Below are 15,107 nucleotides of genomic sequence, written 5' to 3' on the forward strand. Positions count from 1 at the left end.
CCCACGCCTCACGAACGCGCGAGGCGTAGGAATTTCGCGCCCCCGCGTCCCGGCGGCTCTTGCGATTGGACGCCGTGCCGCGTCTAAAGCCGGGAAACCGCCATGGAGAGTGACGCATGAGAACGCCGCCCACCGAACGAGAGATCCAGGCCCAGTCGGATCCGAACCACCCGCCGCACGACGACCCGATCGAGCCGATCAAGCCGTGGAAACTTGTGGCGCTGATCCTCGGCCCCGTTGCCACGCTGATCCTGTCACTGCTGCCCGCCCCCGAAGGCATGTCGCCCGAGGCCTGGCGCCTGGTGGCCCTGACCGTCTGGATGGTCATCTGGTGGCTATCGGAGGCGGTGCCCCTGCCCGCCACGGCCCTGCTGCCCATTCCGATGATGCCGCTTCTGGGCATTCAGGAGGTGCCGGCGATCACGGTGAACTACGGCAACCACCTGATCTTCCTCTTCCTCGGCGGCTTTATCCTGGCAGGCGCCATGCAACGCTGGGGCCTGCACCGGCGCATCGCCCTGACCATCGTGCGCGCCATCGGCTCGACGCCCACGCGGATCGTGCTGGGCTTCATGCTGGCCACGGCCTTCCTGTCCATGTGGATCTCCAACACCGCCACCGCCGTCATGATGTATGCCGTCGGCATCTCGGTGATCGAGTTCGTCGCCGCCAAGGTCGAGGACCGCGCCCTGGTGCGCAACTTCGGCGTGGCGCTGATGCTGTCGATCGCCTTCTCCGCCTCCATCGGCGGGGTCGGGACGCTGATCGGCACGCCGCCGAACGCGCTGCTGGCCGGCCTTCTGGGGGAAACCTACGGGATCGAGATCGGCTTCATGCAATGGATGCTGATCGGGGTGCCCGTGGTGCTGGTGATGCTGCCAGTGGCCTATCTGCTGCTGACCCGCGTGGTCTTCCCGATGAAGGGGCTGGATCTGGGCGGCGTCAACGCGGTGATCGACGAGGAATACCAGCGGCTGGGTCGCATGGACCGGGGCGAGATCATCGTCGCCGTGGTCTTCGGTGCCGCCGCCTTCTTCTGGATCACCCGCAGCTTCCTCGGCTTGCCGCTGAACGACGCGGGCATCGGCATGGCCGCCGCGCTGCTGCTCTTCGCGATCCCGGTGGGACGCGATCAGGGCTTCGTGCTGGACTGGTCCATCGCCCGCAGCCTGCCCTGGGGCGTTCTGATGCTGTTTGGCGGGGGCCTGGCCCTGGCGGGCGCCTTCAACGCCACCGGGCTGGCCGGATGGATCGGCGACGGCGTGGCCGGCCTGCAGGGCATCAACCTGTGGCTGCTGGTGCTGATCGTTGCCGTGGTGATCGTCTACCTGACCGAGATCACCTCGAACACCGCCTCCACCGCCACGTTCCTGCCGATCTTGGGCGCGGTGGCCGTCGGCCTGGGTGTCTCGCCCGAACTGCTGATGGTGCCGGTGGCGCTTGGCGCCTCGATGGCCTTCATGATGCCGGTGGCGACGCCGCCCAATGCCATCGTCTTCTCCTACGAGGAGATGCACCTGGGCGACATGGTGAAGGCGGGCTTCCTGCTGAACATCGTGTCGATCGCGGTGGTTTTCGCGGCCATGTACCTGCTGGCGGGGCCGGTCTTCGGGTTGTGAGCCACGGGACAGAACGACGCAAAGGGGGCCATTGGCCCCCTTTTTCATGTCTGCCAGATGTTTCGTAGGCCCGCCCCAAAGGCACCGCCCGACCGACCTTCTTGAGCTGAAACCCCGGCGCAGAGTTCGGCAGAGAGGATGTGCAATGTCCGCTATGCGGGACGAAGCGGTCGATCTGGAGCGTTCCTAAGCGACGCTCTGATCCTCACATGGGGATGACACCTCATGCCAGAGCGTGGCAGCGAAGCTTGATCTCATATCAGTCTCTCGAATGGGGAAAAAAATCATAGTTGACCCAAGCAAATCCAAGCGCGGCGATGCCCCATAGCGCGGCAAGGCCCAACCAGTTGATGTCGTTCTCAAACCCTTGTCTTCTGGAGACAAAGAAAACAGTGGTTCCGATTATCGTTGAGCTAAGGATTACACCGAATACCACAGCGTGACCGAGTTTCCTCTGGTCCTTTGTCATGTCGAGTTCCCTCCCACTGGTCGCAACGAAAACATGAGGTATCAGCGATGGCAATATCGGCTTTGGGCTCAAAGCGGCCATTGCCCGCAATTCACCTGTGGACACCGTGTGCGGCCCGCCTCCACGAAAAAGGGGGCCGAACGGCCCCCCTTCGTTGTGTCCCGCAAATCGCCTCAGTCGCGGATGCGCCAGCCGGTCTGGAAGATCCGCGCCACCAGCCCGAGGCAGATGGTGAAGAAGACGGCGACGGCCAGCAGGCTCCACCCCACGGCGACGTCCGCCACCCCGAAGAAGGCCCAGCGGAAGCCGGAGATCAGGTAGAACACCGGGTTGAAATGGGTGATCGTCTGCCAGACCGGCGGCAGCATATCGGTCGAATAGAAGGACCCGCCGAGGAAGACCAGCGGGGTCACGACCAAGAGCGGCACCAGTTGCAGCTGCTCGAAGTTCTTCGCCCAGATGCCGATGATGAAGCCCAGAAGGGCGAAGGCCAGGCAGGTCAGCACCAGGAACAGCACCATGGCCACCGGATGCAGGATCGTCAGGTCAATGAATACCGAAGCGGTCCCGAGGATCACCATCCCGATGAACAGCGCCTTGGTGGCCGCCGCCCCCACGAAACCGATGACGATCTCCAGGAAGTTGATCGGCGCCGACAGCAGCTCGAACACCGTGCCGGTGAACTTGGGGAAATAGATCCCGAAGCTGGCGTTGGAAATCGACTGCATGATCACCGACAGCATGATCAGGCCGGGCACGATGAAGGCACCGTAAGACACGCCCTCGACCGTTTCGATGCGCGAGCCGATGGCGGCCCCGAAGACCACGAAGTAGAGCGAGGTCGAAATGACCGGCGAGACGAAGCTTTGCAGGATGGTGCGGAAGAACCGCTGCATCTCGTTCATGTAGATGGCCTGGACGGCACGGAGGTTCATTGCGCCTCTCCTTCTCCTTCGACGAGACCGACGAAGATCTCTTCCAGCGAGCTTTGACTGGTGTGCAGGTCACGCAGGATGATACCGGCCTCGGAAAAGGCCCGCATCAGCCCGGCGATGCCGGTGCGGTCGGCCTGGGTGTCATAGCGGTAGGTCAGCGACAGACCGTCCGCGGCAAGCTCCAGATCGTAGTCCGACAGGGGGGCGGGGATCTCGGCCAGCGGCTCGCGCAGCTCGACCGTCAGTTCCTTGCAGCCCAGGCGGCGCATCAGGTCGGCGGTTTTCTCCACCATCAGGATCTCGCCGCCCCGGATGACCGCGACGCGGTCGGCCATGGCCTCGGCTTCCTCGATGTAATGGGTGGTCAGGATGATGGTGACGCCCTGCTCTTTCAGCTCGGCCACCACGTCCCACATTTCCTTGCGCAGGCCCACGTCGACGCCCGCCGTGGGTTCGTCGAGGAACAGCACGCGCGGTTCATGCGCCAGGGCCTTGCCGATCAGCACGCGGCGTTTCATGCCGCCCGACAGTTCGCGGACGCGGTTGGCGCGCTTTTCCCACAGGGCCAGCTTGCGCAGCACATCCTCGACCTTGGCGTTGTCCCGCGGCTTGCCGAAGATCCCGCGCGAGAAATGCAGGTTCGTCTCCACGTAGGAGAAGGGTTCGAGGTTGATCTCCTGCGGGACCAGGCCGATCAGCTTGCGCGCCTCGCGGTACTGGGTCTTGATGTCGTAGCCCGCCACGGTCGCCGTCCCCGAGGTGGGTTCAGTGATGCCGCAGAGGGTCGAGATCAGCGTGGTCTTGCCCGCCCCGTTGGGGCCGAGCAGGGCCAGGATCTCCCCCTCCTCGATGTCGAGCGTGACGCCCTTCAGCGCCTCGAACCCGCCGTCGTAGACTTTCCGCAGATCGCGGATTTCCAGGATCGCTGCCATGCGTCCCTCCGGTTGATGTCGGTTGCACGGTCCGCGCAGGCCGCGCGGCCGGAAAGGCAAACGGGCCCATGGGGCCCGTCAGTCGCGCATCAGGTAGCCCGGGGCGTGCCGGGTTTCACTGTGCCATTTCACACAATGGGTTCGCATCTTTGCGCCGGGCCTCCCCTCCCGTCGCCGCTGCGCCTGCGCGCGGCCCTAGTTGCCGCGCCAGCGCGACAGCCAGCCCTTCTTCTCGGCCTCCGACACCGGGGCCTCGTCGCCCTCGGCTTCCTCGCCCTCTGCCGGACCTTCCAGAACCTCCTGGAAGCGGGTGAAGAACTGATCCGCCATCTTCTTGGCAAAACCATCGACCACGCGGGAGCCGAGCTGCGCCAGCTTGCCACCCACCTTGGCGTCGACGTCGTAGGACAGCTCGGTGCCCTCCTCGACCTCCGCCAGGCGCACACGGGCGCCGCCCTTGGCGAAACCGGCCGCGCCGCCCTTGCCTTCGCCGGTCAGGGTCAGGGCCTCGTTCTCGACGATGTCCGACACCGTGACCTCGCCCTTGAAGGTGGCCTTCACCGGCCCGACCTTCTGCGCGACGACGGCGTGGAACCCCTCTTCGGGGGTGCCGGTCACCTCCTTGGCGCCGGGAACGCATTCCTGCAGCACCTCCGGCGAAAGCAGCGCCGCGAAAACCTTTTCCTTGTCCGCGCGGATCACGCGGCTGTCGCTCATTTCCATGGGGCGCGCCTCCTGTCGTTCCTGTCGCGACAGGCTAGAGGATGTGCGGGCGCTTGAAAAGTCAGTGAGGGTCGGAGGCGGGCACAAGCTGTCCGGACCGGCGGTGGGACGTCCGCCGGTCCGGTCCCCGGGCAGCGCTGTGGGCGGCGCGGGATAAAACGCCCGGGAAGCTTGTGAGTCAGGCCGGACCATTTGGTGTGTGTGTGTCAGCTGGGCCGACCTGACTCGCTATCATTGGCAGGAGGGGCGTGCGTGTGTGTGTGTCGCGCCGCCGCCTGTCCGGTGTCCGGAGGCCGCAGGCGCAGAGCCCTCTTGCCGCGGCCCCGACCTCGCCCCGGCATGATGTGCCGGGTGTCTACCGCCAGGCGGCGCCGCACCTGTGTACATGCCCGAGATCTGCATGAATTTCAGCGGCTCAATCGTGTCACAGGGCACGCCGAGGGATAGCCGGATTATCCGAACGGATAGGTGCGGCGCGCGCGCTGTCGCTTCGTGCAGGCCAGACCGATATGAGAGCGCCCCGGTGCCGCCTGGCAGGGGCGCCCTCCGTCAGATGGCGGGGCGGAAGACGCCCGCCAGGAACTCCGACAGGGCCGCCACGTCTGTCAGCGGCAGCACATGGGCCACGTGCTGATCGGGGCGCACCAGCACCATCGCCCCCTGCGCCCGGTCGATGCCGCGCGCGTCGAAGATGTCGGGGCCGTGCTTCAGGTCCGGGCAGAAGACCTTCTCCTGGTCGATCAACCCGTAGCGCCCCTTCGCCGGGCGCAGAAGCGGGTGCATCTGCGGCAGGGACAGGTCGCGGTGGCCCTGCTGGACGACCGCCCGCAGGTCGAGGACCGAGTCGATGTCGTCGCCCTGCGGCGTGATCCGCCGCAGGGGCGAGGCCGGGTCGGTGCCAAGCGCCTCGCACAGCTGCCAAAGAGCGCTGTCGGGCGTGGTCGGGTCGCTGTCATCGGCAAAGGCAAAGAGTCGCCAGCGTCCGTCGGCACGCACCACATGGCCCAGCTGCAGGGGTTTGGCATCCGCCAGCCGGATCACCGGGGCGGAATGGAACCGCATGCCGATGTCGAAGCCGCGCGCTAGGCCCTGGTGCGTCTCCCGCCCGATCAGCCGCGAGGGCGCATAGCGGATCGCCGTGCCGGCGGTGAAACGGCCATGCTGTTGGAAATAGTCCTGGAAGACTGCGGGATCGACACCCTCGCCATCCTCCTCGCCAGCCTTCGGGCGGGCGCTGAACATCGCCGCGAATTCCCGGTCGAAGTCGATCAGCATCTGCGCCACGCCCTGGCGTTCCGCGCTGTAGCTGCCCAGAAGATCGGGGTCACTGCGCCCCCGCAGCACGGCGGCCAGCTTCCAGCCAAGGTTGAAGCCGTCGCGCATCGACACGTTCATCCCCTGCCCCGCCTTGGGGCTGTGGGTATGGCAGGCGTCGCCCGCGATGAAGACATGCGGCGCGCGTCCCTCCGCCCCGTCGTCGTAGCGATCACACAGGCGCTGGCCGATCTCATAGACCGACCACCAGGCGACCTCCTTCACGTCCAGACTGTAGGGGTGCAGGATCCGCTGCGCTGCCGCGATCAGGTGATCGACCTTCAGGTTTTTGTCGCGGATGCGTTCCTCGGGCGAGAGCTTGTCCAGCTCGATATAGAGCCGGACCATGTAGCCTCCCTCCCGCGGGATCACCAGGAGGCTGCCCTGGTCTTGCGAATGCACCGTAGCCTTCAGGCGGATGTCGGGGAAGTCGGTGACCGCCAGCACGTCCATCACGCCCCAGGCCTGGTTGGCGGCATCCCCCTTCAGCTCCTGCCCGATGCTGGCGCGCACCCGGCTGCGGGCGCCGTCGCAGCCCACGACGTAACGCGCGCGCAGCTCCTCGACCTCGCCGCCGCGGTCGGGGTCGGTGCTTTCGACGCGCACCAGCAGCGGATGCTCCGCGTCGTCATCGCGGATCAGTTCGACCAGGCGGCGGTTGTAGTCAGGCACGATCCCCGCCGGGCCGTCGCGCATCAGGTCAAGGAAATGGTCATGCACCCGCGCCTGATTGAGGATGACATGGGGAAACTCCGACAGCCCGTCCTCGGTGTCCTGGATACGGCCCGAGCGGGCGATGCGCGACGGATCCGCCGGGTCCGGCTTCCAGAAGGCGGTTTCATTGACCCAATAGGCCTCTTCCTCGATCCGGCGGGCGAAACCGAAGGCCTCGAACATCTCCATCGATCGGCAGGCGATGCCGTCGGCCTGGCCCACCATCAGGCGGCCCGGTTTCTGTTCGATGATCCGCGTGGTGATCCCCTCGAAGGCCGCCAGCTGCGCGGCCAGCACCAGCCCCGTGGGCCCGGCGCCGACGATCAGCACATCGACCTGGGCGGGCAGCGGACGGTGGGGCGGGGTCTCTTTCACCGGATGGGCGATGGCCGGATTGCCGGGCCGGAACCCGTTCAGATGAAACTGCATGTCTCCTCCCAGAGCGCTCTCTCAAATTTAGTAAGTCAACTTACGATAAGCATACATCTTATCTACGGTCAAGAAATTGATGTGCCTACTTACCAACTGCGCTAAACTGGCCCGCGACATCCGGACGGCGAAGGAGAGAGCATTGGAGATCACGGGCATGGCCGGGCATCTGATCCGGCGGCTGAACCAGCATTCGACCCATGTCTTCCAGCAGCGGACGAAGGCGGCCGGGCTGGACCTGACCCCGGTGCAGTTCGCCGCCATGGGCGCGGTGCGCGACAATCCCGGCATCGACCAGGCCGGGGTCGCCGGGCTGATCGCCTATGACCGCGCAACCATCGGCGGGGTGATCGAACGGCTGGTGCAGAAGGGCCACCTGCGGCGCGAGGTCAGCGCCACCGACCGCCGCGCCCGGGCCGTCTACCTGACGGAGGGCGGTGCGGCCCTGCTGGCCCAGGCCCTGCCCGTGGTGGCCGAGTTGCAGGCGGAGATCCTGACGGGGCTGACGGCGGAGGAAAGCGCGCAGTTCCACGCCCTCGCCGGCAAGGTGCTGGCGCGCCTCGACGCGCCCGACGCGGCGCCCGCCCCTGCGTCACAAGGTGGCGACGCGGGGTGAAGGGCTTCCCCGACCGCCCGCAACCGGCTAGGAACGGGGCATGAGACCCGCGATCGGACGCATTTTCCTGGCGCTGTGGCTCACGCTGTTGCTGGCGTGGGGGTCTGTGCTGTCCGCCGCCCACATGACGCCCACGGCCGATGACATCGCCCGCGAACGCAGCGTGCTGGTGCTGGAGGCGGGATACGATTCCCTCTGCGCCGAAGAGGGTGGCGCGGGCCATCATTGCCCCTTCTGCCATGCCCTGCCGAAGGCCGCCGCGCCGCAGGCCCCCGAGGCCCCGGCGCGGCTGATCCTCGCCCTGGCGCACGCCCCCGCGGCCCATCTGATCTCCGGCGCCCGCCCCGGCCAGCGCCACGCGCCCCGCGCCCCTCCGGCCCCGATCCTCTGAGCGGACTGCCCCGACCGGGCGCCGCATCCCTGATCGAAAGAGACATGGCACCGCCCGCGCGGTGCCTCGGAGGAGACGCGCAGGACGGCCGAGAGCCGCCGCGCGAGACCGGAGACAGCAGATGAAGACTCTCACCCTTTCCGCCCGCACCCTGACCGCCGCCGCCCTGGCCCTGGCCCTGACCGCCGGCAGCGCCGCCGCCACCGTCGCCCTGCCCGGCGCCGCGTCGCCCGCCACCGGCCTGAGCCAGCGTGCCGAGCCCAACGACACCTGCGCCCTGCCGGTGTCGGACATGGTGGTCAGCCATGACCACGTCATGGCCGGGCCGCTGAAACTCTCGGGCGGTTTTTCCCGCGCGACCCTGCCCAATGCTCCCGTCGGCGGCGGCTTCCTGACCATCACCAACACCGGGGATAGCGACGACCGCCTGGTCGGTGCCGAAAGCCCGCTAGCCGGTCACATGGAAGTCCACGAGATGGCCATGGAAGGCGACGTGATGCGGATGCGCGAACTGGCCGACGGGCTGGTCATCCCCGCCGGCGAAACCGTTGAGCTGAAGCCCGGCGGCTACCATCTGATGCTGATGGACCTGCAGGCGCCCCTGGTCGAGGGGGAGACCGCCACCATCACGCTGATCTTCGAGAACGCCGGCCGCGTCGAGGTGCCGCTGGCGATCGGCGCGCCCAATGCCCGCGGTCCCGCCGGCCACGGCATGTCGCACTGACCCCTCCCCCATGCGCCGCCGCGCCCTGCGCGTGGCGGCCGGGCGCCCCGCCCCTGACCGGCGCCCGGCCCGACTGACAGAAAGGAACCCGCCATGACCTCCAAGAAAGCGGCCATCATCGGCCTTTGGGTGATCGCCGGCGTCGCCGTGATCCTCTTCGCCGCCTTCCGCATCCTGCAGCCGATGCTGAACCGCACCCTGGCCGATGAGCTGGGCCGGGGCGACTACGTGCTGACCACCACCACCGGGGAGACCTTCACCGAGGACAGCCTGCGCGGCGCGCCGACGGCGGTCTTCTTCGGCTTCACCCATTGCCCCGAGGTCTGCCCGACCACCCTGGGCGACATCGCCACCTGGCAGGAGGAGCTGGCGACGACCGACCAGTCGATACGCAGCTATTTCGTTACCGTCGACCCGGAGCGGGACCAGGTGGACCAGTTGCGCGACTACGTGTCCTGGGTGCCGGGGGTCGAAGGCGTGTCGGGCGACCCGGAGGAGATCGAGAAGGCGATCAAGGCCTTCCGCATCTACGCCCGCAAGGTCGATCTGGAGGATGGCGACTACACCATGGACCATTCCGCCTCGGTCCTGCTCTTCGACGACCGTGGTCGCTTCTTCGAGCCGATCGGCTACCAGGAGGACTACGACCGCGCGGTGGCCAAGATCCGGCGGTTGCTGGACAGCTGATCCGACGCCTGCGGGTCACGACAGTTACATGGGGGCGTCCACCAGGCGCCCCTTTTTGATTTGTCCTCGGCGCCCCCCCTGTGGCGTGAAAGCCCCTCTCCCGGCGGCTGTCACATTGCGCCCCCTTGCCGAAACCGGGTCCCTGCACTAGCAAGATCCTGCTTCGGTCCGGCCCTTCCGGGGGCCGGTGAATAGGGAATGCGGTGCGGAGGATCTCCTCCCAGGCCGCGACTGCCCCCGCAACTGTAGGCGGAGAGCGACACCGGACCATGTCACTGCGGCGCGCCAGCGTCGTGGGAAGACCCGGTGAAGCCGTGACCCGCGAGTCAGGAGACCTGCCGAGGCCGATCACCCTGTCCGGGCGCGGGGCGCGCACGAGGCAACGGACCTTTCCGTCGTGGTGGCATGCAAGCAACCGCCGCGGCAGGGTCTTTCCCTTCCAAGGCTTCTCCACAGGCTCAGCCCGGGGTCCCCCCGGGTCCGAAGGGACAGCACATGACACGAACCCAGGCCGCGCTTTCGCGCACGACCGCCCTCACCTCCGCCGCCCTGCTGGTGGCCGTCGCCCCCCCCGGCCAGGCGCAGGAGGCCTTCGACCTCGACGCGATCACCGTCACCGCCAATGCCGAGGCCACCGCGGTCGAGCGCTCCGGCTCCACCGTCGAGGTGGTCGAGGAAGAAGAGATTCGCGCCGCCGGCGAGGTCCGCCTGTCGGAATTCCTGAACCGCCTGCCGGGCGTTTCGGTCTCCAACAACGGCCCGGCCGGGGGCACATCCACCCTGCGCATCCGCGGCGCGGGCGGCGCCTACATCGGCGTCTTCGTCGACGGCATCAACGTCAGCGACACCGCCAGCACCCAGATGGCCTTCAACTGGGCCAACATGATGACCTCGGACATCTGCCGGGTCGAAGTGCTGAAGGGCGCGCAATCCGCTCTCTACGGATCCGAAGCGGTGGCCGGTGTCATCAACATCACCACCAACCGCGCGACCGAACCGGGGCTGAGCAACCGCTACGCCGTCGAGCCGGGCAGCTACGACACCGTCAAGCTGGGCTTCAACTCGAGCTACGTGACCGACAACGGCAGCGTCTCCGCCTCGCTGACCCACATCCGCACCGACGGCTTCTCTTCCGCGGATGAGAACCTGGGCAACACCGAGGCCGACGGGTTCGAGGCGACCCGCCTGTCCTTTGCCGGCGAATATGATGTCAGCGACACGATGACCATCGGCGGCGCGGGCTTCTACCAGACGAGCGAGGGCGAATACGACACCAGCGCGGGGGATGCCGACAATACCAGCGACACCGAGGAATACGGCCTGCGCGCCTTTGCCCGTTTCGAGACCGGCGCGGTCGAGAACGAGGTCGCCCTACAATACTACGCCATCGACCGCCGCTACCAGGAAGGCAGCGCCTCGCGCTACCTGGGCGAACGCTATGGCCTGTCCTACAGCGGTTCGGTCCAGCTCGCTCCGACCTTCGACCTGTCCTTCGGCGGTGACTACACCCGCGAAGAGTTCAAGAGCGACGCCTTCGGCACCGCAAATGACGGCACCTACAAGACCAGCGGCGTCTTCGTCGAAGGTGCCTGGGCCCCGTCCGAGGCGCTGGACGTCGTGCTGACCCTGCGCCAGGACGACCATTCCGAGTTCGGCGGCGCCACGACCGGTCGCGTCTCGGTCGCCTATCGCCCGCAGGACGACCTGATCCTGCGCGCCGCTGTCGGCACCGGCTTCCGCGCGCCTTCGCTCTATGAACTCTACTCCAACTTCGGCAACCCGAACCTCGATCCCGAGACCTCGGTCAGCTACGAGATGGGTGTCGAGAAACGCTTCGGCCCCGACGCCTTCCTGCGCGCCACGCTGTTCCGCATGGAAATCACCGACCTGATCGATTTCGCCGGCAGCAGCTACAATCAGGTGCCGGGCACCAGCACCATGCAGGGGCTGGAACTGTCGGGCGGCGTGCCCCTGAGCGAGACGCTGCATCTTTCGGCCGCCTATACCTACACCGACACCGAGGATGCCGATGGCGACCGTCTGGTGCGCGTACCCGAGCATGAGTTCAACGTCAGCCTGGATGCCGAGCTGACCGAGGAGCTGAACGGCAGCCTGACCCTGCGCCAGGTCTACGACACGCTGGACAATGTCCCCTGGCCTGGCTCCGGCACCCTTGCGCTGGAGGATTACACGCTGGTCGACCTCAGCCTGGGCTACCGCCTGAACGACAGCGCGGAGGCCTACATGCGCGTCGAGAACGTGCTGGATGAGGAATACCAGACCGTCTACGGCTACGGCACCTCCGACCGCGCCGTCTACTTCGGCCTGCGCGGGCGCTTCTGATGCTGCGACGCGCCGCCCTTGCGCTGGCCCTCTGCGCGGCAGGCCTATCCGCCGTGGCGGAGGAGGCCCCGCGGCGCGTCGTGTCGATCAACCTGTGCACCGATCAGATCGCCATGCAGCTGGCCGCCCCCGGCCAGTTGCACTCCGTCTCCTGGATCGCGCGCGATCCGCGCAGTTCCGCCATGGCGCAAGAGGCGCTGGACTATCCCGCCAACCATGGCCGCGCCGAGGAGATCTGGCTGATGAAGCCGGACCTGGTGCTGGCCGGCACCTTCACCTCCCGCGCCGCGGTCGAGATGCTGAAGCGGCTGGGCACCCCCGTGGTGGAGGTCGCCCCGGCCTACAACCTGGATGACATCCCCGACCGCATCCGCAGCATCGGCACCGCCCTGGGGCGGGAGCCGCAGGCGGAGGAAATGATCGCCACCTTCGAGGGGCGCCTGGCCGCCCTGCGCGCCCAGGTCGGTGAGCGTCCCTCGGCCGCGCTCTACTATGCCAACGGCTATACCACCGGCGACCGGACCCTTGCGGGTGAGATCCTGATCACCGCCGGCTTCGACAATATAGCTGGCGACACCATGGGCGGGCACCTGCCGCTGGAAACGCTGGCCATGGCCGATCCCGACGCCATCATCACCGGAACACCCTACCCCGGCGCCTCCCGCTCGGAGGAGATCCTGGAACATCCGGTGGTCGAGGCGATCCGCGACCGGGCGGCCTCGCGCGCCGTCAGTGACAGTGACTGGATCTGTGGCACCCCCTATGTTCTGAAGGCGATCGACGATCTCGCCGCCTTCCGGAAAGGACTGGAATGACCCGTCTCTTCGTGGTCCTCGCGACCCTGGTGATCCTGCTGGCGCTGGCCGCGCTGATGGTGGGGCCCGCCGATGCCGGCGTTGCCGCCTCGCTCCGCGCCCTGCTGGGCGAAGGCGGCCCGCTGGTGCTGGTCATGCAGGAGATCCGCTTGCCCCGGATGATGCTGGGCCTGATGATCGGCGCCTCGCTGGGCCTGTCGGGCGCCGCACTTCAGGGCTATCTGCGCAACCCGCTGGCTGAACCGGGGCTGATCGGCATCTCCTCCTCGGCTGCCCTGGGCGCGGTGATCGCCATCCAGACCGGGCTGGCCGCAGCCTTTGCCCTGGCGCTGCCGCTGATGGCGCTGGCCTTCGCGCTGCTGGCGGTGGTGATCCTGCTGGCACTGTCAGGCACGCGGCGGGGCGACACGCTGACCCTGATCTTGGCGGGCATCGCCATTTCGGCCACCTCGGGCGCGCTGACCCAGCTGGTGCTGAACCTCTCGCCCAACCCCTTCGCCACCTCGGAAATCGTCTTCTGGCTGATGGGATCGCTGGCCGACCGATCCATGACCCACGTGGCGCTTGCCGCGCCCTTCATGGGTCTCGGCTTCCTGCTGATGGCGGGCCTTGGCCGGTCGCTGGACGCGCTGACCCTGGGGGAGGACGCCGCCGAATCCATGGGCGTGAACCTGTCCCGGCTGCGCCTGCGGGTTGTGATCGGCACCGCCTGCGTGGTGGGCGCAGGCACCGCCGTTGCGGGCGCCATCGGCTTCATCGGGCTGGTCGTGCCGCACCTGCTGCGGCCCTTTACCGGGCACCGGCCCGGTCCGCTGCTCTGGGCCTCGGCGCTTGGCGGTGCCGCCATGCTGCTGGCCGCCGACGTGGCGGTGCGCGTCACCCTGCCCGACCGGGATCTGAAACTGGGCGTGCTGACCGCGCTGGTCGGGGCGCCGTTCTTCCTGCACCTGATCTGGCGCAACCGGAGGGCCCGCGCATGACCCTGCTGAGCGTCGACAGCCTGTCGGTGTCCCTGCGCGGGCGCGAGATCTTCCGCGATGTCAGCTTCGACATCGCCCCCGGCGAACTCGTCGGCCTGATCGGCCCCAATGGCGCGGGCAAGACCACGCTGATGCGCGCTGCCCTGGGCCTGATCGGCGCGGCGGGACAAAGCTCCCTCGCCGCGCTTTCGGCCACCGACCGCGCCCGCCAGGCCGCCTGGATGCCCCAAGCCCGCGAAATCGCCTGGCCTGTGACGGTGGAGGCACTGGTGGCCCTGGGCCGGCTGCCCCATGGCGGCGGCGGGCCGGCCGATCACGCTGCCATCGTGGCCGCGATCGAGCGTATGGCCCTGACCGAGTTGCAACAGCGCACCGCCACGCGGCTGTCGGGCGGCGAACAGGCCCGCGCCCTGATCGCCCGCGCCCTTGCGCAGGAAACGCCGCTGCTGATGGCCGATGAACCGACCGCCGGTCTCGACCCCGCACATCAGATCTCGACGATGGAGGTCTTCGCGGATCTGGCCGCCGCCGGTCAGGGGGTGCTGCTGTCGCTGCATGATCTGGGCCTCGCCGCGCGCCACTGCACCCGCCTGCTGCTGCTGGCCGAGGGACGCCTGCTGGCCGATGGCCCGCCCGAGGCGGTGCTGACCCCCGACCTGCTGGCCCGCGCCTTCCACATCACCGCCCATCACGCCCAGACGCCCGACGGCCCGGTCTTCCAACCGCTGAGCGTGATCCGATGAGCCTGACCCTCTCCCCGCCCTGGCTGTGTTTCGACCTGGGCGCGCGACATCGCGTGCTTAGCTGGGCGCCCTACCGCCCCGGTTTCGTCAGCGCCGAGCAGATCCTGTGGCGCGAGGTGCGCAACGCCGACCTGCCCGAGGATCTGGATGCCCACGCCTGGCTGGCCGGCGAGGTGGCGGCGCTGGAAGGCCCCGAGGCGGTCTGCTTCCTGACCTCACGCGACATCCGCGCCCATCATCACCGGCGCATCCGGGTCGGCGGCGCGGAGGCCGAGGTGGTGGCCACCGTCGGCCTGTCGAACGCCGAACGCGTGGGCACACGGCTGGACCGCAGCGGCACCGACTGGGGCACGATCAACGTGGCCGTCCGGCTGGGCGGCGCCTTTTCCGACGTGGCCCTGCTGGAGGCCATGTCCATCGCCACCCAGGCCCGCACCGCCGCCGTGATGGATCACGGCGCGAAGCTGCCCACGGGCATCGCCACGGGCACCGGAACCGATTGCGTGGCCGTCGCCGCCCGGCCCGGCGAGAATGCCGATGCCGGGGCCTATGCCGGGCTGCACACCGAGGTCGGCGAGGCCGTGGGCCGCGCCACCTATGACGCCGTGCTGGCGGGCGCCGCCGAATGGCAGGCCTACTGGCAGGCGCACGGGCGCGGGTTCTTCTGAGGCCC

The 15,107-nt window shown here is 68.0% G+C and carries 15 protein-coding genes and 1 riboswitch; of the genes, 10 read left to right on the top strand and 5 right to left on the bottom strand.

Annotated elements, in window-relative coordinates:
• The first annotated feature begins 116 nt into the window (after positions 1-116).
• Entirely contained in the window at positions 117-1,619 is a 1,503-nt protein-coding gene (locus LC066_RS11280) for an SLC13 family permease (RefSeq protein ID WP_224898939.1), read from the top strand.
• Positions 1,620-1,878: 259 nt separating this feature from the next.
• Here the strand turns inward: LC066_RS11280 and LC066_RS11285 are convergent, their stop codons facing one another.
• The 5 genes from LC066_RS11285 to LC066_RS11305 all read right to left on the bottom strand — a co-directional run bounded on the left by LC066_RS11285 (position 1,879) and on the right by LC066_RS11305 (position 7,135).
• The gene (locus LC066_RS11285) at positions 1,879-2,088 is read right to left on the bottom strand and encodes a hypothetical protein (RefSeq protein WP_224898942.1); all 210 of its coding nucleotides are present in this window, start codon (positions 2,086-2,088) and stop codon (positions 1,879-1,881) included.
• A gap of 173 nt (positions 2,089-2,261) precedes the next feature.
• A complete protein-coding gene (locus LC066_RS11290; RefSeq protein ID WP_222479011.1) occupies positions 2,262-3,023 on the bottom strand; it encodes an ABC transporter permease in 762 nt (253 codons plus the stop codon).
• Entirely contained in the window at positions 3,020-3,955 is a 936-nt protein-coding gene (locus tag LC066_RS11295; protein WP_222479009.1) for an ABC transporter ATP-binding protein, read from the bottom strand. Before LC066_RS11295 ends, LC066_RS11290 begins: the two co-directional genes overlap by 4 nt.
• A gap of 195 nt (positions 3,956-4,150) precedes the next feature.
• A complete protein-coding gene (locus tag LC066_RS11300; protein ID WP_222479007.1) occupies positions 4,151-4,678 on the bottom strand; it encodes a CoxG family protein in 528 nt (175 codons plus the stop codon).
• Positions 4,679-5,227: 549 nt separating this feature from the next.
• Positions 5,228-7,135 carry an FAD-binding monooxygenase gene (locus LC066_RS11305; protein WP_224898945.1) on the bottom strand — a complete coding sequence of 636 codons (1,908 nt, stop codon included), beginning with the start codon at positions 7,133-7,135 and terminating at the stop codon, positions 5,228-5,230.
• A gap of 142 nt (positions 7,136-7,277) precedes the next feature.
• Here LC066_RS11305 and LC066_RS11310 point away from each other — a divergent pair, with 142 nt between their 5' ends.
• The 9 genes from LC066_RS11310 (at position 7,278) to LC066_RS11350 (ending at position 15,102) form a co-directional block, all read left to right on the top strand.
• Positions 7,278-7,751: a MarR family winged helix-turn-helix transcriptional regulator gene (locus LC066_RS11310; RefSeq protein ID WP_224898948.1), complete on the top strand. Its 474-nt coding sequence runs from the start codon at positions 7,278-7,280 to the stop codon at positions 7,749-7,751.
• Positions 7,752-7,791: 40 nt separating this feature from the next.
• Entirely contained in the window at positions 7,792-8,142 is a 351-nt protein-coding gene (locus LC066_RS11315) for a hypothetical protein (protein WP_224898951.1), read from the top strand.
• A gap of 121 nt (positions 8,143-8,263) precedes the next feature.
• Positions 8,264-8,866: a copper chaperone PCu(A)C gene (locus LC066_RS11320; protein ID WP_224898954.1), complete on the top strand. Its 603-nt coding sequence runs from the start codon at positions 8,264-8,266 to the stop codon at positions 8,864-8,866.
• Between the two features lie 93 nt (positions 8,867-8,959).
• Positions 8,960-9,553: an SCO family protein gene (locus LC066_RS11325; protein WP_085886447.1), complete on the top strand. Its 594-nt coding sequence runs from the start codon at positions 8,960-8,962 to the stop codon at positions 9,551-9,553.
• Positions 9,554-9,700: 147 nt separating this feature from the next.
• A riboswitch (cobalamin riboswitch) is annotated at positions 9,701-9,911 on the top strand.
• 137 nt (positions 9,912-10,048) lie between these two features.
• Positions 10,049-11,896, top strand: a complete 1,848-nt coding sequence (locus LC066_RS11330) for a TonB-dependent receptor plug domain-containing protein (protein ID WP_224898957.1) — start codon at positions 10,049-10,051, stop codon at positions 11,894-11,896.
• A complete protein-coding gene (locus LC066_RS11335) occupies positions 11,896-12,711 on the top strand; it encodes an ABC transporter substrate-binding protein (RefSeq protein WP_224898960.1) in 816 nt (271 codons plus the stop codon). The genes LC066_RS11330 and LC066_RS11335 overlap by 1 nt, the downstream gene beginning before the upstream one ends.
• Entirely contained in the window at positions 12,708-13,691 is a 984-nt protein-coding gene (locus tag LC066_RS11340; protein ID WP_224898963.1) for a FecCD family ABC transporter permease, read from the top strand. Before LC066_RS11335 ends, LC066_RS11340 begins: the two co-directional genes overlap by 4 nt.
• Entirely contained in the window at positions 13,688-14,434 is a 747-nt protein-coding gene (locus LC066_RS11345) for an ABC transporter ATP-binding protein (protein ID WP_224898966.1), read from the top strand. Before LC066_RS11340 ends, LC066_RS11345 begins: the two co-directional genes overlap by 4 nt.
• Positions 14,431-15,102 (top strand): adenosylcobinamide amidohydrolase, encoded by a 672-nt coding sequence (locus tag LC066_RS11350; RefSeq protein WP_224898969.1) that lies wholly within the window; start codon positions 14,431-14,433, stop codon positions 15,100-15,102. The genes LC066_RS11345 and LC066_RS11350 overlap by 4 nt, the downstream gene beginning before the upstream one ends.
• Positions 15,103-15,107: the final 5 nt, after the last annotated feature.

Source organism: Pseudooceanicola marinus (assembly GCF_020177265.1).
Lineage (GTDB): Bacteria > Pseudomonadota > Alphaproteobacteria > Rhodobacterales > Rhodobacteraceae > Pseudooceanicola > Pseudooceanicola marinus_A.

Excerpts from the sequence above, each read along its gene's own strand:
- LC066_RS11280 (WP_224898939.1), top strand. The coding sequence starts at position 117 with ATGAGAACGCCGCCCACCGAACGAGAGATCCAGGCCCAGTCGGATCCG.
- LC066_RS11285 (WP_224898942.1), bottom strand. The coding sequence starts at position 2,088 with ATGACAAAGGACCAGAGGAAACTCGGTCACGCTGTGGTATTCGGTGTA.
- LC066_RS11290 (WP_222479011.1), bottom strand. The coding sequence starts at position 3,023 with ATGAACCTCCGTGCCGTCCAGGCCATCTACATGAACGAGATGCAGCGG.
- LC066_RS11295 (WP_222479009.1), bottom strand. The coding sequence starts at position 3,955 with ATGGCAGCGATCCTGGAAATCCGCGATCTGCGGAAAGTCTACGACGGC.
- LC066_RS11300 (WP_222479007.1), bottom strand. The coding sequence starts at position 4,678 with ATGGAAATGAGCGACAGCCGCGTGATCCGCGCGGACAAGGAAAAGGTT.
- LC066_RS11305 (WP_224898945.1), bottom strand. The coding sequence starts at position 7,135 with ATGCAGTTTCATCTGAACGGGTTCCGGCCCGGCAATCCGGCCATCGCC.
- LC066_RS11315 (WP_224898951.1), top strand. The coding sequence starts at position 7,792 with ATGAGACCCGCGATCGGACGCATTTTCCTGGCGCTGTGGCTCACGCTG.
- LC066_RS11320 (WP_224898954.1), top strand. The coding sequence starts at position 8,264 with ATGAAGACTCTCACCCTTTCCGCCCGCACCCTGACCGCCGCCGCCCTG.
- LC066_RS11325 (WP_085886447.1), top strand. The coding sequence starts at position 8,960 with ATGACCTCCAAGAAAGCGGCCATCATCGGCCTTTGGGTGATCGCCGGC.
- LC066_RS11330 (WP_224898957.1), top strand. The coding sequence starts at position 10,049 with ATGACACGAACCCAGGCCGCGCTTTCGCGCACGACCGCCCTCACCTCC.
- LC066_RS11335 (WP_224898960.1), top strand. The coding sequence starts at position 11,896 with ATGCTGCGACGCGCCGCCCTTGCGCTGGCCCTCTGCGCGGCAGGCCTA.
- LC066_RS11340 (WP_224898963.1), top strand. The coding sequence starts at position 12,708 with ATGACCCGTCTCTTCGTGGTCCTCGCGACCCTGGTGATCCTGCTGGCG.
- LC066_RS11345 (WP_224898966.1), top strand. The coding sequence starts at position 13,688 with ATGACCCTGCTGAGCGTCGACAGCCTGTCGGTGTCCCTGCGCGGGCGC.
- LC066_RS11350 (WP_224898969.1), top strand. The coding sequence starts at position 14,431 with ATGAGCCTGACCCTCTCCCCGCCCTGGCTGTGTTTCGACCTGGGCGCG.